Origin of the sequence: Methylobacterium sp. E-045 (assembly GCF_022829685.1) — a bacterium.
Taxonomy (GTDB): Bacteria; Pseudomonadota; Alphaproteobacteria; order Rhizobiales; family Beijerinckiaceae; genus Methylobacterium.
This window is the reverse complement of sequence record NZ_JAKSYE010000133.1, coordinates 1-26,766: the sequence shown is the minus strand read 5'-3', so window position 1 is coordinate 26,766 and position 26,766 is coordinate 1. Positions and strand designations below refer to the sequence as shown.

19 protein-coding genes and 5 pseudogenes are annotated in these 26,766 nt (G+C 65.3%); 9 read left to right on the top strand and 15 right to left on the bottom strand.

The annotated features are described in order from the left end of the window. A pseudogene (locus MKK51_RS25730) lies at window positions 1-151 on the top strand (TetR/AcrR family transcriptional regulator); the annotation flags it as partial. Window positions 152-488: 337 nt separating this feature from the next. On the opposite strand, the pseudogene MKK51_RS25725 reads toward MKK51_RS25730, so the two are convergent. Beyond that, window positions 489-1,637: pseudogene (locus tag MKK51_RS25725) on the bottom strand (IS3 family transposase). Window positions 1,638-1,715: 78 nt separating this feature from the next. Continuing rightward, window positions 1,716-1,871 (bottom strand): annotated as a pseudogene (locus tag MKK51_RS25720) (IS3 family transposase); the annotation flags it as partial. A 92-nt stretch (window positions 1,872-1,963) separates the two neighbouring features. On the opposite strand from MKK51_RS25720, the gene MKK51_RS25715 reads away from it, so the two are divergent. Continuing rightward, entirely contained in the window at window positions 1,964-2,983 is a 1,020-nt protein-coding gene (locus tag MKK51_RS25715) for an IS110 family transposase (protein WP_243982446.1), read from the top strand. Between the two features lie 270 nt (window positions 2,984-3,253). On the opposite strand, the pseudogene MKK51_RS25710 reads toward MKK51_RS25715, so the two are convergent. Then, a pseudogene (locus tag MKK51_RS25710) lies at window positions 3,254-3,547 on the bottom strand (transposase); the annotation flags it as partial. Between the two features lie 244 nt (window positions 3,548-3,791). Between MKK51_RS25710 and MKK51_RS25705 the strand changes: the two are divergent. After that, a complete protein-coding gene (locus MKK51_RS25705; RefSeq protein ID WP_243982438.1) occupies window positions 3,792-5,279 on the top strand; it encodes a GumC family protein in 1,488 nt (495 codons plus the stop codon). A 106-nt stretch (window positions 5,280-5,385) separates the two neighbouring features. Here MKK51_RS25705 and MKK51_RS25700 read toward each other — a convergent pair whose 3' ends face one another. After that, window positions 5,386-6,528, bottom strand: a complete 1,143-nt coding sequence (locus tag MKK51_RS25700) for a WecB/TagA/CpsF family glycosyltransferase (RefSeq protein ID WP_243982436.1) — start codon at window positions 6,526-6,528, stop codon at window positions 5,386-5,388. Window positions 6,529-6,725: 197 nt separating this feature from the next. On the opposite strand from MKK51_RS25700, the gene MKK51_RS25695 reads away from it, so the two are divergent. Continuing rightward, on the top strand, window positions 6,726-8,393 hold the full coding sequence (locus MKK51_RS25695; RefSeq protein ID WP_243982435.1) for a GMC oxidoreductase: 1,668 nt from the start codon (window positions 6,726-6,728) through the stop codon (window positions 8,391-8,393). 7 nt (window positions 8,394-8,400) lie between these two features. On the opposite strand, the gene MKK51_RS25690 is transcribed toward MKK51_RS25695, so the two are convergent. From MKK51_RS25690 to MKK51_RS25650, 9 genes are read right to left on the bottom strand one after another with little or no spacing between them, the layout of a single operon-like run. Beyond that, complete coding sequence (locus MKK51_RS25690; RefSeq protein ID WP_243982433.1) at window positions 8,401-9,366, bottom strand: NAD-dependent epimerase/dehydratase family protein; 966 nt, start codon at window positions 9,364-9,366, stop codon at window positions 8,401-8,403. Further along, window positions 9,363-10,121: an FkbM family methyltransferase gene (locus tag MKK51_RS25685; RefSeq protein WP_243982431.1), complete on the bottom strand. Its 759-nt coding sequence runs from the start codon at window positions 10,119-10,121 to the stop codon at window positions 9,363-9,365. Before MKK51_RS25685 ends, MKK51_RS25690 begins: the two co-directional genes overlap by 4 nt. A gap of 42 nt (window positions 10,122-10,163) precedes the next feature. After that, window positions 10,164-11,318, bottom strand: coding sequence for a GNAT family N-acetyltransferase (locus MKK51_RS25680; RefSeq protein ID WP_243982429.1), 1,155 nt, complete (start codon window positions 11,316-11,318; stop codon window positions 10,164-10,166). Beyond that, a complete protein-coding gene (locus tag MKK51_RS25675) occupies window positions 11,318-12,295 on the bottom strand; it encodes a glycosyltransferase family 2 protein (RefSeq protein WP_243982427.1) in 978 nt (325 codons plus the stop codon). Before MKK51_RS25675 ends, MKK51_RS25680 begins: the two co-directional genes overlap by 1 nt. Beyond that, window positions 12,295-13,653: a lipopolysaccharide biosynthesis protein gene (locus MKK51_RS25670; RefSeq protein WP_243982425.1), complete on the bottom strand. Its 1,359-nt coding sequence runs from the start codon at window positions 13,651-13,653 to the stop codon at window positions 12,295-12,297. Before MKK51_RS25670 ends, MKK51_RS25675 begins: the two co-directional genes overlap by 1 nt. Beyond that, window positions 13,650-14,420, bottom strand: coding sequence for a polysaccharide deacetylase family protein (locus MKK51_RS25665; protein WP_243982423.1), 771 nt, complete (start codon window positions 14,418-14,420; stop codon window positions 13,650-13,652). Before MKK51_RS25665 ends, MKK51_RS25670 begins: the two co-directional genes overlap by 4 nt. Beyond that, complete coding sequence (locus MKK51_RS25660; RefSeq protein ID WP_243982421.1) at window positions 14,417-15,391, bottom strand: hypothetical protein; 975 nt, start codon at window positions 15,389-15,391, stop codon at window positions 14,417-14,419. The genes MKK51_RS25665 and MKK51_RS25660 overlap by 4 nt, the downstream gene beginning before the upstream one ends. After that, window positions 15,388-16,551 carry an endo-1,4-beta-xylanase gene (locus MKK51_RS25655; RefSeq protein ID WP_243982419.1) on the bottom strand — a complete coding sequence of 388 codons (1,164 nt, stop codon included), beginning with the start codon at window positions 16,549-16,551 and terminating at the stop codon, window positions 15,388-15,390. Before MKK51_RS25655 ends, MKK51_RS25660 begins: the two co-directional genes overlap by 4 nt. After that, window positions 16,523-17,512: a glycosyltransferase gene (locus MKK51_RS25650; RefSeq protein ID WP_243982417.1), complete on the bottom strand. Its 990-nt coding sequence runs from the start codon at window positions 17,510-17,512 to the stop codon at window positions 16,523-16,525. Before MKK51_RS25650 ends, MKK51_RS25655 begins: the two co-directional genes overlap by 29 nt. A 352-nt stretch (window positions 17,513-17,864) precedes the next feature. Here MKK51_RS25650 and MKK51_RS25645 point away from each other — a divergent pair, with 352 nt between their 5' ends. Beyond that, window positions 17,865-19,244, top strand: coding sequence for an O-antigen ligase family protein (locus MKK51_RS25645; protein ID WP_243982416.1), 1,380 nt, complete (start codon window positions 17,865-17,867; stop codon window positions 19,242-19,244). Window positions 19,245-19,679: 435 nt separating this feature from the next. Next, a pseudogene (locus MKK51_RS27315) lies at window positions 19,680-19,817 on the top strand (2Fe-2S iron-sulfur cluster-binding protein); the annotation flags it as partial. 259 nt (window positions 19,818-20,076) lie between these two features. On the opposite strand, the gene MKK51_RS25640 reads toward MKK51_RS27315, so the two are convergent. Beyond that, window positions 20,077-20,988: a LysR family transcriptional regulator gene (locus MKK51_RS25640; protein WP_243982407.1), complete on the bottom strand. Its 912-nt coding sequence runs from the start codon at window positions 20,986-20,988 to the stop codon at window positions 20,077-20,079. 195 nt (window positions 20,989-21,183) lie between these two features. Between MKK51_RS25640 and MKK51_RS25635 the strand changes: the two genes are divergently transcribed. After that, complete coding sequence (locus MKK51_RS25635; protein ID WP_243982406.1) at window positions 21,184-21,855, top strand: glutathione S-transferase family protein; 672 nt, start codon at window positions 21,184-21,186, stop codon at window positions 21,853-21,855. A gap of 264 nt (window positions 21,856-22,119) precedes the next feature. On the opposite strand, the gene MKK51_RS25630 is transcribed toward MKK51_RS25635, so the two are convergent. Beyond that, window positions 22,120-22,845: an SDR family oxidoreductase gene (locus MKK51_RS25630; RefSeq protein ID WP_243982404.1), complete on the bottom strand. Its 726-nt coding sequence runs from the start codon at window positions 22,843-22,845 to the stop codon at window positions 22,120-22,122. Window positions 22,846-22,994: 149 nt separating this feature from the next. Here MKK51_RS25630 and MKK51_RS25625 point away from each other — a divergent pair, with 149 nt between their 5' ends. Then, on the top strand, window positions 22,995-23,891 hold the full coding sequence (locus MKK51_RS25625; protein WP_279601325.1) for an AraC family transcriptional regulator: 897 nt from the start codon (window positions 22,995-22,997) through the stop codon (window positions 23,889-23,891). Window positions 23,892-24,527: 636 nt separating this feature from the next. Next, entirely contained in the window at window positions 24,528-26,216 is a 1,689-nt protein-coding gene (locus MKK51_RS25620) for a methyl-accepting chemotaxis protein (protein WP_243982400.1), read from the top strand. Window positions 26,217-26,766 lie beyond the last annotated feature (550 nt).

Genomic DNA, 26,766 nt, shown 5'->3' with positions numbered 1-26,766 from the left:
CCAGCCAGTCGATGCCGAGGCCGCGGCGCGCCTGATCAACGGCGCGGCTCTCAACGCCGCGCTCTGGGTCGCTGCGTCCGACGATCCGCCGGCCGTCCTCGCGAGGGCCAGCGAGGCCTTCCGGTGCTTGGCGAACGGCCTCCTGAAGTAGGCCGCCCCGCCGGCCAGGACGCGTCACCCGCAGGCGTGACGTTTTAGTCGAGGACACTCTGCAAAGGTTGCCGGCGCGCAAATAGCAAGAGAGGAGACGATCACGGCGTCTGCTTCGAACATATGGCGCTCGAAAGCGGACGGGCGGAAATCCACCCAACCCGGTCGTAGAGCGAACGGACGGCTCCCGACCCAACTACGCCATTTAGCCCTACTCTTTGTCTGCCCTTAAGCGGACATTGGCCCAGATTCTACTGTTGGCCTGCCCCCATTCGGTGGCCCAGGTTCGAAGTTAGTGCATCGTCGGTCTGGAGTTGACCCCGTTTGTGGTCCACGGCCTATGCAAGTTCTTGGGCAGTGACAGCTTGGTTGGCGAAGGCTCGGGGCGTCAAGCCGCCCAGAGCCATATGGGGTCGATCTTCGTTGTAGTGGCACCTCCAGTCCTCGATGCGCTCACGGGCATCGGCCAGCGACAGGAACCACGAGGCGTTCAGGCATTCCGCTCGTAGACGGCCGTTGAACGGCTCGATGTAAGCGTTGTCGGTCGGCTTGCCCGGTCGGGAGAGCCGGAGGCGGGCGCAGAGCGACCAAGTCGATCTCGACCCCGTTCAGGTAAGCCCACTGGTCGAGCATGCGGCCGGCGAACTCCGGCCCATTGTCGACCCGCAGGCTCTTGGGCCGCCCCCTCAGCCGGACCAAGGCATCGAGCGCCTTGGTCACCTGGAAGGCGCGGAAGTTGGCTCTCGGCGTGAGTGAGAGCGCCTCTCGCGTGTGGCAATCGACGACCGTCAGGATCCGGAACGGACGCCCGTCGAAGATGCGGTCGGATACGAAGTCCATCGCCCAGACCTCGTTGGGCCCACCGATCGCTGGTCGCCCTTGGCGATATCGCCAGGCCCGCTTGCGCTTGGGCAGCTTGGACCTGATCGACAGTCCCTCGTCGCGGTAGATCCGGTAGGTGCGCTTATGGTTCACCTTCCAGCCCTCCCGTCGCAACAGGATGTGCAGCCGCCGGTAGCCGTAGCGGACCCGTGCGGCAGCCAACTCCTTCAATCGCATCCGCAGCGCGACCTGCGGATCAGAGCGCTTGGTATAGCGCTGGGACGAACGGCCGAAGCCGGTGGCCAGACAGGCCCGACGCTCGCTGATCCCATAGGCCGCCCGCAGGTGACCGGCGACCTCACGGCGAACGGCGGGCCTCACCACTTTTGCTGACGCTGCCCTTCGGGTCGCTTGAGCACGTCCTGCAGCATCGAGCGGTCCAGCGTCAGGTCTGCGACCAACCGCTTGAGCTTGCCGTTCTCGTCCTCCAGCTGCTTCAACCGCCGGATCTCAGGCACGCCCATGCCGACGAACTGCTTCTTCCAACGGTAAAACGTCGGCTCGGATACACCCATCTTCCGGCAGACCTCGTCCACCGTCGCACCGTTCTCCGCCTGCCGCAGGGCAAAGGCGATCTGTTCGTTCGTGAAGCGTTTGCGAGGCATGGCATCCTCCCTCCTTCAGGGTTCAGGATGCCCGAAAAACTTGCACGCAGCGCGGACCAGTTTGCTGGGTCAGGGTCACGCCGACCTCGCACTCTCGGGACGCGATCGCCAGTCGTAGTAGCCGCTATGAGAGACTTCGAGCACGCGGCACATGAGACGCACCGGCCAAGTGCTCGCATGCTGCTCAATGAAGGCGAACGTCACTTGGGCATCTCCGCAAAGATGCCGATCGCTTATGGGATGGCCCGCCCCTTACCGAACCGTTGGTGGCATGCTGCTGCCGTGGAGGAATGGAGGGATCGGGAATGGCAAAGAGTTCGGTCGCCGTGCTGGGTATCGATCTCGGCAAAAACAGCTGTAGCCTGGTCGGCTTCGACACAGCCGGAGCGGTGGTGCTGCGCCGTCGGGCGCGGCGTGAGACGATCGTCGGCCTGACGGCCAAGCTTCCGGCTTGTGTCGTCGTGATGGAGGCCTGCTGCGGAGCCCATCACCTCGGGCGGCTGCTGGCCGCGCAGGGGCATAGCATCCGACTGATGTCGCCCGAGTATGTCCGCCCGTACGTCAAGGCGCAGAAGAACGACGACCGCGATGCCGGGGCGATCGCCGAGGCCGCCACGCGTCCGACGATGCGCTTCGTGCCCCTCAAGGCCCAGGAGCAACTCGACATGCAGAGCCTGCACCGGGTCCGGTCTCGGCTGGTCGGCATGCGGACCATGCTGATGAATCAGCTCCGCGCAATCCTGCTGGAGCGCGGTCTCGTCTTCCCGCAGGGCCGCCGCAAGTTCGAGACGGCTGCCGGCATTCTCGTGACGGATCCCGAGGCGCGGATCGGCGCGCACATCCAAGCCCTTGTCGTCGATATTCGCGAGGAATGGGCGAACCTCGACAGCCGTATCGAAGCTCTCGACCGGGAGTTTGTCGCGCATGCCCGCGCCGACGATGCAGCGCGTCGCCTGGTGTCGATCCCGGGCGTCGGGCCGATGACGGCCACGGCCTTGCGCGCAGCCGTCGACGATGGAAGCGCCTTCGCGTCCGCCCGCGACCTGCCGGCCTGGCTTGGCCTCGTGCCCCGACAGCATACGACCGGCGGCAAGCCGAAGCTGCTCGGCATCAGCAAGCGAGGCAACGCCTATCTGCGTGGGCTCTTCATCCATGGAGCGCGCGCAGCGCTGGCCTCGTTGTCCAAGGTCGAGGATGGGACCGGCCGATGGCTGCGCGGTCTGCTGGCGCGGGCGCACTACAACGTCGTGGTCGTCGCACTCGCCGCCAAGCTCGCGCGGATCGCCTGGGCGACGCTGCGCAAAGGAGTGAGCTTCGAGCGGTGGCCGGAGTCGGCCCTCGCATAGGGCATCAAAGGAGGTTGACCTGAGGCGGAACAGGATCGCTCGGCGCGGGTCCACGAAGTCTGCGGGAGGACAGTGAAGATGGCCTGACGGTCGAGCGGCGTTCCGGAAGCCTGGCAAAAAAAGCGGCCCCCGAGGCCGATTCGCTTATGAGGCCCGGGACGTGCGGCTCTCCATCTTGGCGGCGGCCCCGTGCCGACATGCCGGATACGTTTGTGCAGACCAGTCACAGGCATCTTCATTGGCGACCTTGCGGACGGGGCGGGCCATACGTTTTTTTAGGACGTCGCGCTCCATGCGCGTCCGGTCGAGTTCACGCCGCAGACGGGCGATCTCGGCCGCCTGGTCGGAGGGGGAAGCCACCGAACTTGCGGATGCGGCTCCCGGTGAACCTGCTACCCGCGGCGGTGGGGAGCCACCCATCAGCCCCGTGCGCCACTGCCTCAGCATCGAGGGTTGGATCCCGAGTTCGGCCGCGATCTGCATCTGCGGGCGGCCGCTGCTCTCCAGCAGCGCCACCGCCTCGCGTTTGAACTCCGGGGTGAACTCGCGTCTCGTCTTGGCCATCAAACACCTTCCCCGCCCGCAAGGAGCGTATCAGAGGTGTCCGTGGAACCGAGGGAAGATCACCAGATGGGCTTCGAGAAACCAGGCGCGGTTCAACCCGTTCTGTCATCCTTTATGTTCAAAGCGGTACATGGTCCCGCTGACGCAGTTCTACGAGTTGTTAGGATGTGTCACTTAACCTTCTCGAGAATAGAGCCAACGACGAGGACCCATGCATTGTGCAGGTTGCGGGAGGGCCTGACGCATGCCCGACGGAGCCTACGATCCCACTGACCCGCATCTCACCGCACCCGACGGTCCGCGCATAGGATATGCCGACGTACTGTCATGGCTTCTGCAGCGCTGGATCTTCATCGCTGGGGTGAGTTCCGTGTGCGCAGCGCTGGCTTATGCAGCAAGCTTCCTCATTCCACCGAGCTACGTCGCCACCGCGTCGCTCTTCGTCGACAGTCGCGGCATCCAGCCCCTGGCAGCTCCCGCGGGACAGCAGCAAAGTGGCGACAACAATTTCGAAGTGAGCTCCGTCGAGAGCCAGGCCAAGATCATCACCTCGCGAAGCGTGCTGTCTCGGGTTGTCGCTAACCAGCGACTCGTCGACGACCCTGCGTTCATCGGCAACGGCGAGCCGACACTGATCGATCGGATCAGGGAGCTTATCGGCGCAGCGCCGGCACCTCCTCTCTTGGCAGCAGGCCGACGCCTCAAGGCACTCCAGTCGCTCGCCGAGCGTATTACAGTCCGTCGACCAGAACGAACCTTCATCATCGACGTGTCGGCCCGCGCGCAAACCCCCGACCTAGCGGCGCGCCTAGCAAATGCGGTCGCCCAAGCCTATTTCGATGAGCAATCCGCCGCCCGGGCCGACAAAGCTCGTCGTGCGAACGAAGCGCTCACGAGCCGCCTAGATGAGCTTCGCGACCGCCTGAGAAAGTCGGAAGCACGGGCGCAAGCTTTCAAGGACAAGCACGGGCTCGTGGGTACACGCCTGCAATTGAGCAGCGAGCAGCAACTGACCGAAGCCAATGCCCAGCTCGCCCAGGCACGGACTCAGCGGGTCCAGAGCCTCGTCCATCTCGACGACATGTCCCGGCCGGCAAGCGGCCGGGAGTCGGAAGGCGATACGCCCGAGGCCCTGGCATCGCCGACGATCTCAGAGCTCCGCAGCAAGCAGGCGGATGCGAAACGCCAACTGAGGTCGGCCCTGGCCCAATTGGGACCGCGCCATCCGACCGTCCGCGACGCGAAGGAGCAGATCGCCGGACTGGACCAGTCGATCCAGTTCGAGCTCGGGCGGATCAGGAGGGCGGGGCAGCTCCAGTATCAGCGCGCCGCCGCAGCGGAGAAGGCATCGAAGGCGATCGTCGACGTGCTCTCCGTCGGAGCAGCGGATACGAGCAGTGCCCTGGCCCAATCGACGCAGTTGCAGGAAGAGGTCGATATCAACCGGAACCTGCTCAACACCTTCCTCAGCCGGTCCCGCGAAATGGGCGAGATCGAACAGCTCGACAGCAGCACCGCACGGATGATTTCCCAAGCGGAACCGCCGTTCAACCGCGCATTTCCGCCCCGCGGCATCGTCTTCGTCGTCGTGGGCGCAGCCCTTGGCTTCTTGATCGCGGCTGGCCGCATCGTCCTGCAACGGGCAGGATTCCCTTCGGCCCGGATCGGAAGGCTCTCCCGCGACCGGGACGGCCGGTCGCGGGAGGCGGGCACGTATTACGCTCAGTCCTGACGATGGGCGGCATCCAGTCCGCCCAAAATCGAACGGCGTCCCCCACCCGCGCCGTCACCTCGGCGGCAAAGCCCGGCGAAAGGGCCAACGCCGCCGCCTCCTCGCTTCAGTCTACGAGGTCGCTTGCCCCGTAGATCCGGCATATCTGCTTAAGCCGCGCGGAGGCCCCGGTCACATGCCATCCCTGTCCGATATCGAGGCGGTGCCGCCGCAACATCATCAGCAAGGCGATGGCGGCGCTGTCCAGGTTGGTGATCGCGCCGACATCGAGGGATAGGCGCTTGTCGCTGCCCGAATGGGCCTGGAAGGCGACGCGGAGTGGGGCGAGCCCGCTTGCGTTCCACGCTCCCCTGATCTCGATCGCCAAGTCGGATTCTGTCTCGGCCACCGCGATTTTGGAAACGGCACTCGTTCCCTGTCCCCGGGCGCGCAAGACGGACAGCCCAGCATTCAAGGAGGTCCGCGTCGCCATCCCCAGTGCCGTCCAGCCATCTGACAGGTATCGACGCCAGAGGGCGGGATCCCGAGAGATCCGCCAGGCCCATTCGAGCCCTACATTCTGAAGCGGGACCGGAGCGCGGCGTATTGTTCCTGCTGTGAAATTGATCACCGCGCCGAGGTGACTGATGACTGGAACGTCTAGTGCCAGCCCGTTCTGCTGGATCCAACTCTGGCCCTTCTTGGCACCGAGCGCCACCAGCAGGAAATCCGCACCGCTCGCGTTGATCTCCCGAATGATCTCTGAACTGCTGAGCTCCTCGACGCTGCCATAGCCCGGTGAGCGATACCCAACGCAACAAAGGCCGCCATCCTCCTCATTGAGCCGATCCGATGCGAGCTTAGCGACACCGGGGGGACCTCCGAAAACATAGACCTTGAGGCGTACGCCGGACTCGCGGCGCTGTCGCATGCGTTCGAAGAGATCGGCGCCTGCGACGCGTCCCTTAACATCTACCTGGAACAATCTGCTGGCCCAAACGAGCGGCATCCCGTCGACCAAGCTGAGGTCGCTGCGGACGATCGAATCGCGGAACTCGACATCGGAAGCGGAGCGAGTCACGAAATGGAGATTGGGCGTCGTGATGATGCACTGGCGGCGCGTCCTGACCGCCTCGTCGATAGTCGTCAGGACATCGTCGATCGTCACGTTGTCGAAGGTCACACCGAAGATGCAGAATACCTTGCGCGAGAAGTCGGGGATGAACGACGATCGCGCCCGCGAAACCCAGTGAAGGGGCTGGTCAAGCATGCCATCGGCTGGTCCCACGAAACGGTCCTCTGATTCCGGGCCTGATGCAATTACCGTAGCGTGCCTCCGCCCTGCAATATTATTGACGGCGCCGTCACCGAGATAGAATCGATGGGAGTTCGGCCGCAACCGCGGATGCGCTACGAGCCGTGCGGAAACGCCGCTTCAACCTCAGCCCTCGATGTCGGGTGACCTCCATGATCCTTTCGGCCGATACAATCGACGACGGCAGCGAACTTCCGTGCGATCTCTGCATTGTGGGGGCAGGCGCGGCAGGAATCACTCTCGCCCTCCAGTTCCTCCGCAGCGGCCTGCGCGTCATCCTTCTCGAAGGCGGCGGATGGAAGCCCGACGCGACCACCCAGTCTCTGTACGAGGGCGTAGTCGCTGAGCCCGACCTTCACCCCCCGACCGACCGATACCGCCAACGGCGAATGGGCGGCACCACCACCGTCTGGAGCGGGCGCTGCATTCCGTTTGACTCGATCGACTTTTCCCCAAGGCCCTGGCTCGCCCATAGCGGCTGGCCAATTTCCTACGACGACGTCGCCTGCTGGTATCCGGCCGCCAATGCCCTATGCGAGGCCGGTGCGTGCGAGTTCTCGGCCACGGCAGCTTTGCCGGGTGGAATGCGGCCAACGATCCGATCCTTCGACCCGGAAGGGTTCGCCCTCGACGGGATCGAGCGGTTCTCGCCACCAACCGATTTCGGCGCCCGCTATCGCGCCAAGCTGGCGGCGAGCGGCGATGTCCGCGTACTTCTCGGCGCCAACGCCATCGAGCTCGTCACCGGCCCGGAGGGGGCGACGGTCCGGCGGATCGAGGTCGCCACGATCGCCGGGCGGCGCTTCGCCGTCGCGGCAGGCCGCGTGGTGGTCGCCACAGGCGGGATCGAGACGCCGCGGCTACTCTTGGCGTCCCGTCGCCACGCCGAGGCCGGGATCGGCAACCATCATAGGCTCGTCGGCCGCTACTACATGTGCCACATCGCCGGCACCATCGGAGCGGTGACGCTGAACGTGCCGCGGGACTATGTCTGGAACGGCTACGAGAAAGCGGAAGACGGCGCGTATTGCCGGCGCCGCTGGACGCTCGACGCCGCGACCCAGCGCGAGCACGGCCTCGCGAACGGCCTGCTCCGCCTGCATTTTCCGGCGATCCCCGATCCGCGCCACGGCAGCGGCCCCCTGTCGGCGCTCTACCTCGCCAAGCCGCTCTTCAGCTACGAACGCGCCAAGCGCTTGCAGAACCGCGGCGGAGGGGCCGGAGCGCTGCTGCACCACCTCCGCAACGTCGTCACCGAGCCCGTCGCGACCGCGGGCTTTTTCATGCACGGCGTGAGGCACCGGGTCTTCTCGGCACGCAAATATCCGTCCGTCATCGTGCGTTCACCCGGAAACCTGTTCAGCCTGGATTATCACGGCGAGCAGGTGCCGAATCCCGACAGCAGGGTAAGCCTCGGCCGGGAGACCGACGCCCTCGGCCTTCCCCGCGTCACGGTCGACTGGCGCCATTCGCCCGTCGACATCCGCACGGCGGAAACGGCCCTGTCGCTGTTCGACGCGGCGCTGCGCCGCTGGGGCCGCGGACGGTTGGACTACGATCCGGCCTTGGTGGCCCATCACATGCTGCGCGACGGAGCCTATGGCGGCCACCATATCGGCACGGCCCGCATGAGTGCGACGCCGACATCCGGCGTCGTCGATACGGAATGCCGCGTGCACGGAATGCACAACCTCTACCTCGCGGGGGCCGCAGTGTTCCCGACTTCGAGTCAGGCCAATCCGACCCTCACGGTCGTCGCCCTGACGCTCCGGCTCGCCGACAGGTTGAAACGCGACTTCGCCACAGCCCGAGCGGCGTGAGACCGGATCAGTCGAGCGTGCGGAGCCAGTCCGCTGCCGCGGCGATGGCCCGGTCCGGCGGTGTCCGAGAGAACGCCAGGACGGCGTCGGCTCTGCGGTGGTCGAGGGTGATCTCCTGCCGCCACAGGCGCGCCATGGACGGCGTCACTGCCGGCGGGAGTGCAAGGCGCAGGGGTGTCTTCGCGAGGATGCGCTCGGCGACGACGAGGGCGGGTGCCAGGAGCTTGACTTCGGCAGAGAGCCAGCGGCTCGACACGTACGTCACCGGTACGGCACCGATGGCGAGGCCCAGACCCGTCAGATAGGAGTTCCAGCTTCCGGGATTTGGGTCCGAGACGTTGAAGGTCCCGTTCGCTCGCGGTTGGCGCAGGGCCGCCACGATGGCCCGCACCATGTCGTCGATGAAGGTCAGGTTGCAGATCCCGTCGCCGCTCGCGCCGAGATCGCCGATCCGGTGCCGGCGCAGGAGTCGGCCGATCCGCTCTGTCCATTGCGGGCTTCCGGGACCGTGGATGCAGCCCGGTCGCAGGACGACCCATCGTGTGGGAGTCGCCGAGGCGGCGATGATGGCCTCGCACGCGATTTTGGCGCGCGCGTAGGCATTGTCCGACCCGTCGAGCGGCCCATCCTCGTCAATGAGGCCGGAAGCCCCTCCGTAGACAGCCATGCTGCTGAGATGGACGACGCAACCGATGTCGGCTGAAGCGACCGCAGTGACGAGGTTGCGGGTCGCCGTCACCATCGCGGCCTCGCTTCCCGAAATGCAGTTGACGACGGCGTCGATACCAATGAGCGCCCGGCCCAGAGCCGCTGCATCGGTCGCGTCGGCCCGGCGGATCTCGATTCCGGGCGGAAGCGTGTAGGCTGTGCCGCGCATCAGGGCCACGGACTCGAAATCCGGTTCGCTGACGAGCGCCGTAACGAGATGCCGGCCGACGAAGCCGCCGGCGCCGAGGACGAGGACACGGGTCATGCGAGGCGAGGCCCTTCGGTCGCATCGCGTGCGCGACGCATGAGACAGTTCATCTCCTGGATGGCGTCGGCGCGCCGCGAGACGACCGACAGGTCGATCAGGTCGAAGCCCGCTTCCTCATAACGGGCCAACGATTCGAGGTAGTGCGGCGAGCCGGCATAGAGCGGGAGCACCGACAGCTCCGAGTACAGGCCTCGGACGGAACCGAGGCATCCCGCGGCACCGGCAAAGCACCGGAGATCGTAGCCCTGCGTGTCCATCTTCAGGAGGATGCGGCACGCTTTGAAATCCGGAAGGATGTCCGGCAGCACGGCGTCGAGGCGGCGGACCCGGACCTGCTCGATCTCGATCGGGCGCGACGCCGTGATCGGGGCGAGGAGGGAGTTCATCACCGTCAGGCTCGGGACGACGTTGATGGCGGCCTCGCCTTCGGAATCGCCAAGCGCCAGGCATAGCCCGGTCCAGAGCCGGTCTCCCTTCATCCGCCGCGACGCGGCCTCGAAATCCCTGCGCACCGGCTCGAACGACAGGATCCGGCCGGCATATCCGGCCTGCCGCAGCCCTTCGGCGAACTGACCCGAATTGGCGCCGACATCGAGCACGACGTCGATCCGCTCCCGCCTGATCAGGTCGCGCAAGCCGACATGTTCGGCGAGCGCCTGGAACGGCCGGCCGGGCAGCGGCAATCCCATGCGGACGGCCCGGAGGGCGAGCCGCCTGCTCCCATCCTTCAAGGCGTGCCGGATCGCGTCCATGACATCCTCATTGTGATTGATCGATTCGCAGGCGGGCGGGCATCATCGGATGGGAGGCCGTGGCGCGCGGCCGGCCAATTTTCGGATCAGGCCCCGGAGCCACGTCACCCGCTTGGCGCGCGCGCGAAGCCGGTCGCGCAGGTCCGCCACGATCGAGGCGAGGCGGCCGCGCGCGGTGACGGCGCTGTCGAAGCGGAACAGGGGCAATTGGGTATCGACCCATTCGTCCTTGTAGGCCTCGTCGCCGACGGTGAAGTCGAAGACTCGAAGGCTCTCCTCGATGGCGTTCTTGAGCAAGGCGTCGACCACGAGGCGTCCCGTGCTGAAGCGCTGCCATTCGTCGGATTCCCATCCCAGCAGGAGCAGGTAAAAGCGACCGCGATAGACGAGCCCGAGATGAGACGCCACGGGGATGCCGGAAACCGTGAGGCTGCTGCCATGAATCCGGCCTTCGGGCAGCCTCATCCGGGCCATCGTATCGTAGAAGCCGGCGAAGGCCGAGGTCGCGAACCAGTCCCTGGCCTTCGTCTCCCGCCAGCGACGCGATTTCATCGGCTTGAGGCCCGAGAGAACGTCCTGCATGGCCGCTTCGCCCTCGGCCACGACGAGCGCCACGGGTCCGACCTCGTTGAGACGACGATAGCGGCGCTGCGTATCAGCGACGAATCGGGGCCTCATGGCCCCGGTCAGCTTCGCGTAGCTGTCTGGAAGCGTCACGCTCCGCGCGTGTCCGGCGGCGCGCACACCCGGCAGGGACACCAGCGGATTCGGCACCCGTTCCGCACCATCCTCCTCCGGCGGGTCGAGGGTCGCCGGCATCCGCAGCAGGTGAACGGCATCGTGCGGCGGCAGGGCCGCGCGGATCAGCTGCCAGAGGGCCTGGACGGAAGCCGCGTCCAGGCCACGGGCGAAGGCGGGCTCGACGTTGGGAGCGTTGTAGTCGGTGACGTTCCCGCCGAGGAACTCAAGCACGCGCAGGCCGTTCCGCCGTGCGATGCCGAGGGGCAGCACCATCCGAACGCGGGCATCCGCCACCACGACGATGGCGGGTTCGGTTCCGGTGCTCGCCCCGAGCGTGTCCTGCCAGGCCTCGATCCAGGCGAAACGCCCGAAGGCATAGCCTGCGAGACCGGGGGCCTCCAGATCCGCCTCGGCGTCCCGCACCGAACGGTGGACGCGGATGGTCACGCCCCGCATCAGCGGTGCCCCTTCGGCATTGTCCACCACAGCAGCTTGCCCGCGACCTGCGCGAGCTTGAGCCAGCGCGACCCGGCATCGGGAGCGTCGCGGAGGCGCGACGTTGCCCAGGCGGCGCCGACGATCACGAGTTGCACCAGCGTCCGAATCGCGATGCGCCCGGCCGCGAGGGCCGGTCGCCGCGCCCGCCGCACGGCGATGGTGGCCCATTGCTGGCCGCCTCGCCAGTTCCGCAGGACCATGTAGTCCCAGCGGGTCCGGTCGGCGGGGACGACCTCGTAGACGACGGCCTCTCCGCACCAGACCATGCGGCGGCCGGCCCGGTCGAGCCGGACGAACAGGTCGTAATCCTCGCCGCCCGAGCGTCCGAGCAGCGGGTCGAACGGCTCGGCCCCGGCGAGGCAGGTGTCGCGCCGCAGGAGCGCGTTGCCGGTGCCGATCCAGCGGCCGCTCGCCTGCGCATCGTGGCGGATGCCCATGGGTGTGCCGGTGGGCTGATCGAGCCTGCGTTCGTAGGGGCGACCGGTCGGGTCCCAATCCGGTGGCCCGTCTGGAAAATCGGGCAGGACGGCGCCGAACACGACGTCGGCTCCCGTCTCCAAAGCCGTCCCCACCAGGGCGGCGAGCCAGCCCGGGCGGCACCACTCGTCGTCGTCGAGGAAGACCACCAGCGCCCCTGCCGTCCCCGCGACGCCGCGGTTGCGGGCATGGGAAATGTTTGGCACCGGGTGGGCGAGGTAGCGCAGCGGAAGCCCGGCCCCGCCCGCAAGCGACGCGACGACGGGCGCGGCATTGCCGTCCGGCGCGTTGTCGACCACCACGATCTCAGCGGAGATGCCCGGTGGCAGATGCTGCGCCCGCGCGGTCCTGACCGCCTCCGCCAGCAGGGCGGGACGGTTGAACGTACAGATGACGACGCTTACGGTGGTGAGGATGCCCGTCTCCGGATCATCCGCCGCAACGGACACGGCCGACATCAGCGTCTACTCGGACCGGCGGCGGGAAGTCCGCCCGCCCGGACGAGATCGTCGCGGGATTGCCCTGCGGCGGAAGCGTTTTTCTCCAGGTCGGCTACCGCCCGTCGCGCCGCGCGCCACAGCAGCAGCGTGATCCCCGCATAGCCGGCCGCCAGCGCCACGAGGTTGCCCTCGGCGCCATAGAGCAGGATCATCGGAACCACGCCGAGCAGCACCGGAACCACCGTCCAGACGTTGATCAGCATGAGTTCGCGGAAGCGCTTGGCGACCTGCATCACGGCCGACAGGTTGGCATCGATGGCTTGCAACAGGAGGATCACCATCCACAAGGCCACGAGGGGTGCGATCCCTTCATAGCTTTTGCCCAGCACCCGGGCGATGAACACATCTTCGCCGATGAGCATCACCATCGAGTAAAGGCCGATGACCAAGAGGACGCCGACGAGGGTGAGCCTCGCGTCCCGACGCATCTCGGCAAAGCGCCCCTCCGCCGCCTGCCGCGCCATGGCGGGCACCAGCGTCCGTCCCACGCCGATGATGACCAGGCCCATCGGCATCATCAGCATGCGGGCCGCGTTCAGCTCGGCGATCTCCTTGGCGCTACCGAGCCAGCCGAGCAGATAGACGTGACCCTGGTTCTGCAGCGCGGTGATGGCGGTGCCTCCCAAGGCCCATCGCCCCTGGTCCCAGACGGTCGCCACCACCCCGATGGCCGAGTGCCATCCCGCCCGCAGCGGCAGGCGCGACAAGGCGAGGCCGAGACCGACGGAGGTCAACGCCGCCAGCCCGAAGGCCGCGAGCGCGGCGAGGGATTGGGAGGGCATCGGGCCCGAACCGAGGCCGACCGTGCCGGTGAACCAGCCGACGATCAGGATCAGGTCTAGGGCGATGGCGCTCGTCGTCCGCTCGACAAGGAAGAAATAGCCCCTCACGAAATCGTGCGCCATGACCACCGGACAGGCGAGCACCGCCACGATGAGGAGCGGGCGCATGTCGGGCGACAGGATGGAGTCGGGCAGCAGAACGGCCAGGGCCAGGCCGGCGAGGGCCAGGGACACGCTAAAGAGCAATTGCCCGCACAGCAGCGAGGCTGCGAAGGCATTCCGCAGGTCCGCCGGGCGGTCATGGTACGATACGGTCAGCTGAGCGACGAACAGGGCGTTGGAAAAGCCGTTCAGCACGATCAGCGTCATGTAGCAGAGGCTATAGAGCCCGTACTCTTCCTTGGTCGATGCCCTTAGCACCATCAACCCGACCGCGAGGTTGCCGATCCCGACAACGGCCTGGTCGAAGATCCCCGCCAGGGTCCGGTGGTGGCGCCGCAGGGCGGTGAACGCGAGACCTGGGTTGAGATTCATGCGAGCCGTCGCAGAATCTGATCGGCGACAGCGCCGACGGTGCCCACACGGAGGCCGGCACGTGCGACGGCGGCGGTAATGGCGGCGAAGGTGGCGGGAGTGCATCCCCAAGGGGAGGGTGCTTCCGCGACGTCATGGGTGTAGAAGATCGCCCAGCCGCCCGCCTGACTCAGCCGACCGATCACGTCCTGCGCCGCGTCCAGCGTCTCCTCGTAGAGGGGGTTGGCCGGCAGCAGCGCGAGATCGACATGGCCCCGCGCGATACCCGCCATCGTGCTCCGGCAGGTGACGGCTCGCGTCATGGCGGCACGCTTTGCCCCCACCGTCACGCCGCCGAACGGATAGGCGAAGGAGCGGATGGCGAGCCCCGGCACCAGCTCCATGAGGACGCGGTGATTCTCGTCGATGTCGCGGCCGTATGCCTCTGCAGGCACTTTGCGGCCGTCGAGATGCCCGTGAGTATGGCAGCCGATCTCGTGGCCGGCTTCTTGTAGTCCGCGGAGCTGACCGGCGGTGGCGACGGTCCCCACCGCGCTCGACTTTCCGAGGAGACCGCTGGTCGCATACCAGGTCGCCGTCATGCCGGTGGCCTGCAGGATTGGCAGCGCCGCGGACAAAGCGGAGGCCGGAAAATCGTCGAAGGTGAACGACACCGTGGGCTTGAAATCCTCCGGCAGGATCGCGAGCCGCCGCGCGCAGTGCCGCGCCAGCGCGCGCCCGATCACCCGGTGCAGGCGAGGCAGCGGAGGGTTGGCCTGCCCCCTCACCAATAGCATCCCTGCTCGACCTTGCGGGTCGTGGCCGGCGCCTCCTCGCCGCTGGGCCTGACCCAGGCGGCATTCCGCTGCGCCATGATGAAGGCCGACTTGTCCCAGCGCCGCCCGAGGATGCCGAACAGGATCTGGGTGAGACCGCCCATGTGGAAACCGACCTTGCCCTGGGCGCAGGCCCGCGCCGCCACCAGAAGCGAGATGCCGCCGGCCCCGGCGATGACGACGTCGTAGGGGCGGGATTCGATCTCGCCGACGAGATGGTCGAACTGGTCCTGCCAATGGCCGAACATCGACGGCACCAGGGCCGGGCTCAGCGGCATCCGGACCGTCCGCAACTCGCAATCGGGGAGGATGCCGCGGTCGCCCCAGATCTCCCGCCGCCGCGCATATTGGCGTTCCATCGTCGCCGCGAACGGGTGCAGCACGACCACCCGCTTGCCCGCGAGCGCGCCCGACCACGGCGCGTCGTGATACCAGGGCTCGAAGCTGTCGATGTGGAGAAGCTCCCTCGGCGAGGCGGTGAAGGCCGCCGGCGCGCGACTCAGGATCTCGGCTTCGCCCGGCTGGCCCCAGACCGCGAGCAGGTCGATATGCTCCAGGGCCGCGAGATAGGAAGCGCAGAACCGGTCGATGCTGTCGGATGTGCCGGGAAACAGCCCGACATTGGTGACGAGCTGCTCCATCAGCAGGGGGGAATACCCTGACTGCCCGAGGAAGCAGGTCAGGGCCTCGGCTTCGAGGGAACCGATCTTGGCGATGCCATGCGGCGCGCCAGAGAGGATGGCGGCACGGAGGATCGCATTTCCGCCCCGGGCGTCGCGCACGGTGCCGTGCCGGCCGAGCTCCCGCCTGCGGAGCAACCGGCGCAGGTAGAGATACGGCGGATGCGCCGCCGCATGGAGGCGGGGCCGCTCCCGGAAGAAACGCGCGACGCGCCGGCGCAGGTCTGGGGGCGGAACGTTCATCGGGCGATCGGCCGGGCGGGAGCGGAACGGAACGCATCGGCCACGGCGGCGCGCAGCGGCTTGGGCCGGAATGCGCCGTCGTAGAGGTGGGGCCGCGAGGCGAGCCCATCCGTGCGGCGTGTCCGGCGGTTGCCGTCCACCCACGAATAGGCGTCGCTCACGCCCCATGTCACCACCATGCGGACGGACGGCTCGGCCAGAACGGCCGTGAGATAGTCGCGGGTCGTCTCCGCGGCTGCTTGGTCACGGGCGGCGATATCGCCTGGGAGGAGACGATCGGTAATGTCGAGTTCGGTGATGAAGACCGAGAGGCCGAGGCTCGCCACCGCACGGATGAAGCTGCGGAATATCTCGGGATCGAGCGGCCCCTTGGCGGGGTCGAGGTGCCCCTGGATGCCGAGCGCCCGGACCGGGACGCCGCGCCGGATCAGGCGATTCAGCAGGTCCAGCATGGCGGCCCGCCGTCTCGCCTGCCACTCGGTGTCGCGTTCGAGGTCGTAATCGTTAAGGGTGAGGATCGCGTCGGGATCGGCCTCGGCGGCGAGGGAGAAGGCGCGCGCGATGTAGTCTTCGCCGAGGGCGCCGAGGAAGGGCGTGCGGCGCAGGCCGTCGGACCGTTCGCCGGAAGGCTCGATGACCTCGTTGACCACATCCCAGGAGTGCATGCGCCCGGCATAGCGGCCGCACAACGCGCCGATATGGCGAGACAGGGCGCCGCTCATCTCGGCTCGCGTCGGGCTCGTGCCGATCCAGGCGGGCAGCGCTTCGTGCCAGACCAGGGCGTGGCCGCGCGACTGCATGCGGTGCGAGCGCGCGAGATCGACGAGGGCATCGGCGTCGACGAAGTCGAACCGTCCGGGCGCGGGCTCCACCGCCCCCCATTTCAGTTCGTTGCCCGGTACCAGCATTGCCGCCTCGGCTAGGGCCACCCTGGCGAGGGCCGGCGCCTCTTGCACCTGTTCGCGGGTCAACGCCATGCCGAACACGACGCCCTTGGCCGCCGCGAGCGCAGCGAGGCTCGGCTCACGCGAAGCTGCCTTCGATACGCGCGGCAGTGCCTCCGCGCCCAACCCCGCCAGTGCGCGGCAGAGCAGGCGCCGGTCCAGCACCGGGCCGCGGGGCCCCGGACCCTCAGCCTCCCGCATGTTCGCCCGTGTCATCGACCGGCCTCCGAAGGAGTGCCCGGAGAGACAGCGGTTGGCGCAGGCGCATTTGCTCGGCGGCCCGCCCGCGTCCGATCACAAGCGCCCGCAACTGGTAGCTGCGCACGAAGGCGAGATAGCCCGGCGCATCGAACCGCTTCACGCCGCCGGCCCAGGCCTTCAGGTAGCCCCACAGCATCGCCACCGCGCCGACCACGCGCGGACGCTTGTTCATCCGATACAGCGTGGCGGCCAGCATGAAGACCGGTGGGGTGCCCATCACCCAGGCGCCGAGGCCATGGCGCGTGCGCCCGTGCCAGAGGCTGATGTGGCTCGACCCCATAGGGCGCAGATGGACGAAGTCGAGTTCCGGATCGGGGAAGCTGATGGCCTTCATGCCCTGCATGCGGCACAGGTGGCAGTCGATCCCGTCCCAGCCGATCGAGATCGGAAATCCGCCGATCGCCAGCCATGCGGAGACGCGGTAGAATTTGGTCATGCCGACCGAGAATTCGTCGGCGATGTGTTCACTGATGAGTACGCCCGTTGAAGGGTCGGGGAAGAAGGGCTTGCCGCTGCAGGTCGCGATCATGGGATCGGCGTCCATCCTGTCCATCAGCGTTTCGAAGTACCGCGCCGGCAGGTCGAGATCCATGTCGAGCTTGCACAGGAACTCGACCTGCGACAGGTCGAGTTCTGCAAGCCCGGCATTGAACGCCTCGATGACGCCGGGACCGACCTTGCGCACGCCCCTGTCCGGCCGGGACACGACGTGCAGGTAGGGCATCCTTGGGGCGTACTCGGCCAGGATCGCCTGCGTGTCGTCGGTGGACCCGTCATCGACAAAGACGAGGTGAGCAGGCGGCACCGTCTGGATGAGGAGGCTGTCGAGGGTCCGGCGCATCGTCCCGGCCTCGTCCCGGCTCGGGGAGATCAGGGCGTAGCGACGGCGCGCGGAAGAAGCCGGGCGCTCAATCATGGTGGCGCGGATCCACGTTCCGGCACGGGTCGGAAACGCCGGCCCGTGCGAGCAGCGCGAGGCCCACGGTAAGGCCCGCAGCCATGCGGCGAGACGGGTTCACGATCGCAAGCTCCACGAAAGACGTCGGCGTCGAGAAGCAATAGCCGGTGGCGGTTACTTTTTCACCTCATGTCCGGGGATGGCGCGGCCCTGCGGAGTCAATTCACCCGGCCGCAAGGCTCGTTCGATGAGGGAGCCTCCGGTCCACAGGCGGTCTCCGTCGGATCCTTGTTGCGGAGGAGCGGGTTGCCATCGGCCCGCCAAGCCCGGAGCCGCCCCTCATGAAACCGTTTCTTCAGGCGGCATGGTCATGCTGGAGGAAGACGGGGCGGCGATCGGACCGATCATGAAGGACAGGTTTTCCGATCTTGCCACGAACGATCCTTCCACCATGGATCATTCGGGTGCCAGCGGCCGAGCCGCGATATTAGAGCCCGGCTCGCGCCGCCTGGAAATGGCCTACGCGATCTTCGCGATCTTGGTCTATCTCGGCGTCCAATTCGGATTGAACGACGGGGACGGCAGCGGCGAACTGGCTGTTGATGCCATGGCGACCATCAACCAAGCGATCGTGCTTCTCGTCGGCGGGTGCTTCGTCCTCCGCCATCATCGGGCCTGCCTCGCAGCCCTACCCGTCATTTGGCCCTTCCTGCTGTTCTTGGCGCTCGCCGCCATGTCCAGCCTGTGGTCGCAGGCCCCGCTGGCCTCCCTGCGCCGCTCGCTTACTCTGGCGACGCTGATGATGTTCGCCGTCTACGCCCATGCTGTCCTGGGGACGCTGCTGCTCTGCCGGCTCCAAGTGGCGGCCATGTGGATCGTAGCCTTCGCGAGCTTCGCCGTGGCGGCTATCGTGCCGGCCTCGGGTTTCGATATCGGCGGCTATGCCGGCGCGGTGCGCGGTGTTTTCACGCAGAAGAACAGCCTCGGCGACTCCATGGTGGTTGGAACGGTGGCACTGAGCGGGATCGTGCTGTGCCGTCACCGCGTCACCCTCGCCGATCTCGTGTCCCTCGCGCTCGCGCTCGCTACCATCATCCTGGCGCAGGCGACCACCTCGCTCCTGCTCTGCATGGCCATCGTCGTCGTGACGACCGGGATCCTGCTCGTCCTGGACGGGCGCGCCCTCGCGGTGTTCGGCCTCCTCACCGGCCTGATCGCGGCGTCCCTCGCCGTATGGATCGTCTACGTCGTACCCGTCGACCTGTTCGACCTGCTGGGCAAGGATTCCTCACTGACCGGCCGTGCCGAGGTCTGGACTGCTGTCCGTCGCGCCATCGAGGACGGGTCGGTGCTCGGCTACGGCTATTCCGCATTCTGGCTTCCCGAAACCCCGGCCGCGCAGAACGTCTGGGCCGCCCTCGGTTGGACGACGCCGAGCGCCCATAGCGGGTATCTGGAGGTCCGGCTCGAACTCGGCCTGCCGGGCCTCCTCCTGGTGGCCATCCTTGGCATTGCATCGCTCGCCGTCGCGGTGCGAGCCTGGTGGGCTGGCGATGGGGCCACCGCCGCCTGGGCGCTAATCGTTTTGATGATTATCGCCGTCGTCAATTACGATGAATCTTCCATGCCCCGGCCGGACATCCACCTTCTGCAATGGATTCTGGCCTTTGCCGCTTGCACGACCGGCGATAAGCCTCAGTCCTCGGAGGGGCAGCGGCCGAACATAACCTTGGCCACATCGGAGTATTGAATTGCTTTCGCGAGCTTATTTCGTGAAAAAGATCGGAAATTACACTCAATGAGGATTGGCACTGATCTAATAAAAACTATCATTACTGCAATAATTTACAATATTTTTACATGTCTGCAAGCCGTGCCCAAGTAAGGGCTATGCTAAAGGGCGCAGGCCATAATGACCCTAACCCAGCAAACTGGTCCGCGCTGAGCGCAAGTTTTTCGGGCATCCTGGGCGCTGAAGGAGGGTAGGTGCCATGCCTGCAAACGCTTCACGAACGAACAGATCGCCTTCGCCCTGCGGCAGGCGGCGAAGTCCGCAAAGGTCGTCGGCGAAGTCAGCTTTGTCAGCTCCGGCAGGACGGCCGAGGCTCGGGAAGGCGAGACGTTGCTCGACGTGGCCGCTGGGGCGAACGTCGTGATCGAGAGTGCCTGACGCTCCGAATCGTGCGGCACCTGCATGGTGAAGCTGAAGAGCGGCCAGGTTCGGATGTCGGTGGAGGACGCCCACCGTGAGGACGACAAGACCGATGGCTACATCTTGGCTTGCCAGGCCGAGCCGGAGAGCGACGTCGAGGTGGAAGCATGACGTCGGATCTTTATCGCTCGAGCCCATGTCCGCTAAGATCTCATCGTAAGCGGAAAGCGGTCAGGCTGCATACCACCCAACTTGGTCGTACGGTTGTGCTGTAGAGCTCGCATGGAAGCAGACCCTTCGGCCTTCTTTCACAGGTCATGAGCGTGGGAGCCTGCTCGGGACTTACCTCGGGCCGAATGAACCGATGCGAGGGACTCGTAGAGGGGCCCCTGACGTCGGTGGCCGCGCCTGAGCCGGTGTCCGCTAATGCCTACCTGTCGCTGACACGTAGCTCCGGCTCCTCCGCGCAAACCGCAGCAAGGAAGTCGATGAAGTGCCGAACCCGTGATGGCATGCGTCGTCCGGCGGTGGTGACCGCGCTGATAGGGAACGGCGGGGGCGCATATCGCTCGAGAACTTGGACGACCTCACCCGAGGCCAACGCGTCCGTGAACAGCCAGCTTGCATGATGGGCGACGCCAAGGCCCGCGAGGACCGCACCCCGGACAGGCTCGGCGTCGTTCGTCCTGAACGCCCCGCCTCCATCGATAGTGACCTGTTGCCCATTCACGTCGAAGCCCCATCCGATGAGGTCCCCCTGGTAGACGTAACCAATCCGCTGGTGAGTGCGTAGGTCGTCCAGTGTCTTCGGCGTGCCGTGCCGGGCCAGATGGGAGGCGGAGGCCAGGGTCATCATCCGCATGTCGCCGATGCGGCGGGCGACGAGCGCGGAGTCCGAGAGCCGACCGATGCGGATCGCAACGTCGATGCCTTCCTCGATCAGGTCGACATGACGGCCGGAAACCTCCATCTCGATTGCGACGTCCGGGAAACGATCCCTGAATTCCAGCAATCGAGGGATCACGAACATCCTCCCGAAGGCCGGTGAGAGGGTCACGCGCACCAGCCCTGAGGGGGCTGACTGCCCTTCGAGGAGCCTCTCCTCAACCGCGTCGAGATCCTGGAGAATACGGACCGCCGCTTCGTAATAGTCCTGGCCTGCGGGCGTCACGGCGCGAGTACGTGAGTTCCGGGCGAGGAGCTGCATGCCCAGCCGCGCTTCGAGCGCTGCGAGGTGCTTGCTGACCGTCGGCTGGACGACGCCTAGGTCTCGTGCCGCCTGCGAGAAGCTCCCACTCTCGACGACGCGAACAAACATCCGCATCGCGTCCAGTTTGTCCATTCCGATCCATCCTTACCAGACCAAGCGTGGGATCCCTGCCGGCTGACGGCATAGAACGTACTCGCGAGACTACGCCTGACCCATTCTGGTTTGGAATAGATGGCATCGCCGTTCTCGCAATACGGTTTCGAAGCGGAATGGGCGACATAGGTGGCTGGCAGCCCGGACGTGGGCTTCGAACCGAGGGCAAGTCCAATGGCAATCAAGATCTATGGTGATGCGGGCTCCGGCAGCCTGCGTCGCGTGACCACGGCCGCTAAAATTATGGGCATCCCGTTAGAGCGCATTAACGTCGACTTGTTCAAAGGCGAGAGCCAGACCGAGGCATTCAGGTCGCAGCTCAATCCCCACGGCCTGACGCCTGTCCTGGAAGACGGGGACACCATCCTGTGGGAGTCGTCGGCGATCAACCTCTACCTGGCCGCCAAGGTGGAATCGCCCCTGGTTGGCACCACACAGGAGGAGCGCTTCCAGGTCCTCCAGTGGATGTTCTGGTCGGGCGAACAGTGGCGCACCTTCACCACCACCATCTTCGACGAGCGCGTGGGGAAGACGGTCATGGACGTACCAAGGGACGAGACCCTCATCGCGTTCGCCGAGAGCAAGATCCGCGCGGCGGCAGGTGTGCTCGACCAGCATCTGGTAGGCCGCAGGTTTATGGTCGGCGATGCGTTGACCCTGGCCGACATCGATATCGCGGGGCCCTTCTCCCAGGTCGACCGTGCAAAGTTTCCATTCGGGGAGTTCCCGAACCTAGTTACTTGGCATGACAACCTCCTGCGGTCGTTCCCCGCCTGGGCAGAAACGAAGGCCGAGGTCGACAACCGGATGGATCGCTTCTTGGCGAGCGTCGGCGTCGAGCTTTAGCGGCTAGCACCATTCGGCCGGAAGAGCGCCTCGGCCAGGGGCAATCGGCCTCTGCCGCGTCCCGGAGAGTGGCGCACTCCCTGCAATGACAGCCTACGACAACAGCATGCCGTAGCCCACTATCATGCTGCACACGCGCCTCTCCGGCCAGCAACTGGCTCCTCTTGGGCGAGGAGGCAAGTGACCTGCGCCGTTCGAAGGCTTCCGGACAAACCGTGCCATTACCCGAAAGCAGCCATCGATGCGGTCTTCGGACCGGGTGTACTACATGCCGGCGGCCGTCGGCCGAACGATGACCTCGTTGACGTCCACGCCCTCGGGCTGCTCCAGGGCGTAGCGAATGGCACGCGCGATGGCATCGGGGGTCAACGACTTCCGCCTCCAGGCCTTCAGGGCATCCGCAACTTGCGGATCGGTGATGTCGTTGCCAAGCTCCGTGGCGACGACGCCGGGTGAAATGACGGTGGCCCTGATGTCGTCGTGCTCCTGTCTCAACCCTTCGGTGATGGCCCAGACGGCGTATTTCGTCGCGCAGTAGACTGCGCCCGTGGGCACGACCATGTGCGCCGCGATAGAGGCAACGTTCAGGATGTGCCCCGACCGCTGCGCGACGAAGCGCGGCAGCACGGCAGCGATGCCGTTCAGGACACCGTGGATGTTCACGTCGATCATCTTCCTCCACTCCTCGCGCTTGAGGGCGCCCAGGGGGGAGAGGGGCATCACGCCCGCGTTGTTCACGAGAGCGTCTATGCGCCCGAAGCGGGCCTCGGCCGCCGCCGCAAAGGCCTCGAAGTCGGCGCCATCGGTTACGTCGAGCGCGCGCCAGGCGACATGATCGCCCAATTCCGAGGCTAACGCCTTCAGTCTGTCGGTCCGGCGTGCGCCGACGAAGAGCCGTGCGCCGATTTGGGCGAGCTCCCGGACGGTGGCCTCGCCGATGCCACTAGAAGCACCGGTAATGAGAATGGTCTTGTCGCTGATGCCGGCCATGAGGAAGCTTTCCCGTTGCGGATGACGGGGCCGACCATGGGGCGGCTGAGGCCGGGACCGTTAGAACGATCATCCGAAGGCTTTGCACGATCCTCCTGAACCCGACGAACCCCCTTGCGGCTCACGCCCATCTCGCCACAACAGGTCCTATGGATAGAATCCAGGAGCTCGCTGAGCTGATCCTGAGACATGGGCCAACCGAGGGCATGGCGAGCACCATGATGCCTCGGCTGTCCCTCATCCGAGCCAACGGACCGACCATGCCGGTGACCTCGGTCTACGAGGCATCCCTTTGCCTGATCGCCCAAGGGTCGAAGCGCGTCTCCCTCGCTACCCGGACCGTGACGTATGATGCAGCGCGCTACCTGCTGGTGTCGGTCGACCTGCCGCTGGTCGGGCATATCACCGAGGCCAGCCCGAGCGAGCCCTATCTCTGCTGCAAGGTCGACCTCGATCTATCGGCGCTCGCCGACCTGATCATCGCCGAGGGCGGCCCGTCGTGCAGGGCCGACCTGCCGGTGCTCGCCGTCTATCCGAGCGACCCGGACTTGGTGGATGCAGCCTGTCGCCTCGTCAGACTACTGGACCAACCGGCGAGTATCCGCACGCTCGCCCCCCTGATCGAGCGCGAAATCCTGTACCGGCTACTGACCGGCCCGCATGGTCCAGGGCTGCGACAGATGGCCGAGGCGAACAGCCGTCTCGGCCAGGTAACCCGCGCGATTGCCAAGATACGTAGTCAGTTCAACAAGCAACTTCGGATAGACGATATAGCCGCGACTGCGGGCATGAGTGCATCGTCACTCCACGAGCACTTTAAGGCGGTCACGTGCATGACACCCCTGGAGTATCAGAAGCAGGTGCGCCTGCAGGAGGCGCGGAGACTGATGCTAGCAGGCGGGATGAGCGCCGGCGAAGCCGGTTTCGCCGTCGGCTACGAGAGCCAATCCCAGTTCAGCCGGGAGTATCGTCGTTTGTTCGGGGCCCCGCCCCGGCGGGATATTGAGCGCCTACACAGTTCAACGAGTTTTGCGGGTGCTCTTTGATAACCAACAGCTTCGAGGAACGAGGTTGCGCCGGGCGGTTGGTCTTGGAGGCTGAGGTGTGAATTCCATCTTCGCCGGCCTGGGCGCGGACATGGCTAGGTGCCTGCTCGCGCTTTTGTCCTCGTCCTAAATGGCGTCCCGCCCGTCGCCCGCGCGTTCGGTTATCTTGCGGAACTTGGCTGCCAAGTTCTCGGAAGACGCAGCAACCTATACTGCACTCAATCACTCGTCAGCACTCAAAGTGCGGATGAACTCGGATTTCAACCAGCGAGTGAATGATTTGATCGGACCCAATTATGAACGAAGGTCTGGCAATGCCATCATGGGCGGATTGGTGCGGCAGTCCCCTTTACGCGGTGGGGCTGAGCTACAGGTCGTCGGTGGCGATGAAGGGGCGATGCGGGTAGAACTGGCACGGCTCGGGTTCCATATTTTCAAACACTTAGACTGGGCTGATTTCGCGAGAAGTGTGAGATATGGTCAATTGCCATCCGGCATCTCCTCATGCCGCTACCGATACGTTTCAACGCGGCTCCCATCGCAAGCGTGTATTAAGCATTCCAGGGCAAAAGTTCGCACGACAGCGGAACAAATCGGGATTCCGTTTGGGCCCCTGAAGCTGTCGTGGAGAGAGCTGTGGCCATCCGAAACGTTTCCATTCGCGCAAAGCTAATTTCGGCTTTCACTTTTCTGCTGTTGTTTCTGGGCACGCTAAGCGCGGTCGGGCTCTACAGCTCATCCAAGCTCAATGGGTTGCTTATTGATGTGCAAACAAATTGGATGCCTAGCGTCCGGACAGCAGGCCAAGTTGATGCCCTGACAGGTCGGTATGTCACCAGCCTAATGCGACACATCCTAACTGACGATTCCCAGACACTTTCGGGCGTCGATAAGGACCTCACCGAACGCGGGCAGAAGATCGAGCAGGTCTCCAAGTCTTATGAGACGCTAATCAGCTCGCCCGAGGAGCGGGCACTGTTTAAAGACTTTACGCGTAATTGGCACGTGTTCACTGCATCGGTAGAATCGATCTTGTCGCTTTCCCGCAAAGGAGAGAAGGCCCAGGCGCTGGCCTTGTACGAGGCGAAGGGAGTTCCCCCACGGCGCAGTGCTTCGGTAGCCCTCGATAAGATCATAAAGCTCAACGAGGATGGCGCAGCTCAAGCCCAGGCAGACAGCCAAGCGACATACGCTCAGACTAAACTGGTGCTCATCGGCGCCGGTCTGCTAGCCGTACTCCTTGGCATTGCGTTGGCGGCCCTGATCGTACGGAGCATCTCACGGGGTATCGCCTCCGTCGTTTCCCCGATGACATCGCTCGCCGATGGCGATCTCGCCGTGAGAATTCCGCATCAGGGTGCGAAGACCGAGATCGGCACGATCGCGGATGCGGTCCAGGTCTTTAAAGATGGCCTTATCCGCGTGCGGGCTCTCGAAGAGGAAACGGTTCTTGCCCGTGCCAGTGCCGATGAGCAACGCAAGAAGGGGATGCGCGATATGGCAGACGGGTTTGAGCAAGCGGTGAGCGGCATCATCGGTACCGTCACTGCGGCGGCCACCGAATTGCAGGCTACAGCCCAAAGCATGGCTAGCACTGCGACAGAGACCGCAAACCAGTCCGTCACGGTTGCGGCAGCCGCGGAAGAGGCATCCACAAACGTCCACACCGTCGCTGCTGCTGCGGAGGAACTTGGATCGTCCGTTCAGGAGATCGGCCGACAGGTCGATAGTTCGGCGAACCTCGCGCACCAGGCTGTTAATGAAGCGAGCCAGACGGCAGCTCTCGTGCAGGACCTCAGCACCACGGTCGCTAAGATCGGTGACGTGGTGACGATGATTTCAACCATCGCTTCTCAGACGAACCTGCTTGCCCTCAATGCGACCATTGAAGCTGCACGCGCTGGCGAAGCAGGACGTGGGTTTGCTGTGGTCGCTGCCGAGGTGAAGGAATTGGCGAACCAGACTGCAAAAGCAACGAGTGAAATCTCCGCTCAGATCGGCAGTATTCAGGGCTCGACGGTTGAAGCAGTTTCGGCGATTGGCCGGATTACGGCTCGCATCCAGGAGATCAGCTCAGTTGCGACGATGATCGCGGCAGGCGTGGAAGAGCAAGGTGCCGCCACCCAGGAAATCGTACGCAACGTATCCCAAGCGGCCGTAGGAACTGGCGAAGTCACGTCAAATATCTCTGGGGTGGCAAATGCCGCCGAGGAGACGGGCGCTGCCGCGACGCAGGTTCTTTCTTCGGCATCGGAACTCTCAAGGCAATCGGAGCACCTTAACGCTGAGGTGGGGCGCTTCCTGGCAACCGTGCGAGCCGCATAAGGATGCGATTAACTGAGCGGATGCGTTTCAATGCAGGATCTACTGAAATCCGTGCGAACCGCAGCCGCGCCTTCCAATCAATATCCATTCGGTACTTGAACCAAGGGCAATCCAGCGGAAAGTGCCATCATTGAGAGACCAGCGCCGGAACTCTGCCGCTTAAATAGGCTCCGCTTCATCGCGGGGGGTTTTCAATTTCGGACGCTTGACACGAAGGCCGCTTTACCAGAGCGGCCTTTCGCATGTCCGGAGCACTCATGCTGGATTGATTAGGTTCATTCATTCAAGCGTCGCCGGCAGTAGTGCTTGAGCCGCGCCGTGTTTCCCGGAGGCCATTTGTCTCCGACTGAGGCAGCCGGAGACCAAGACCTTGGTCATGGAATGGGATTTGTACCCCCGCTGGATGCCGTGGGGTTGAGCTACAGGTCGGCGGTGGCGATGAAGGCGCGATGCGGGGAGAACCGGCGCAGTTCGGGTTCCATAGTTTCAAACACTTAGCGTGGGCTGATTTCGCGAGAAGTGTGAGATGTCGTCACTCGGGGGGGGTGGG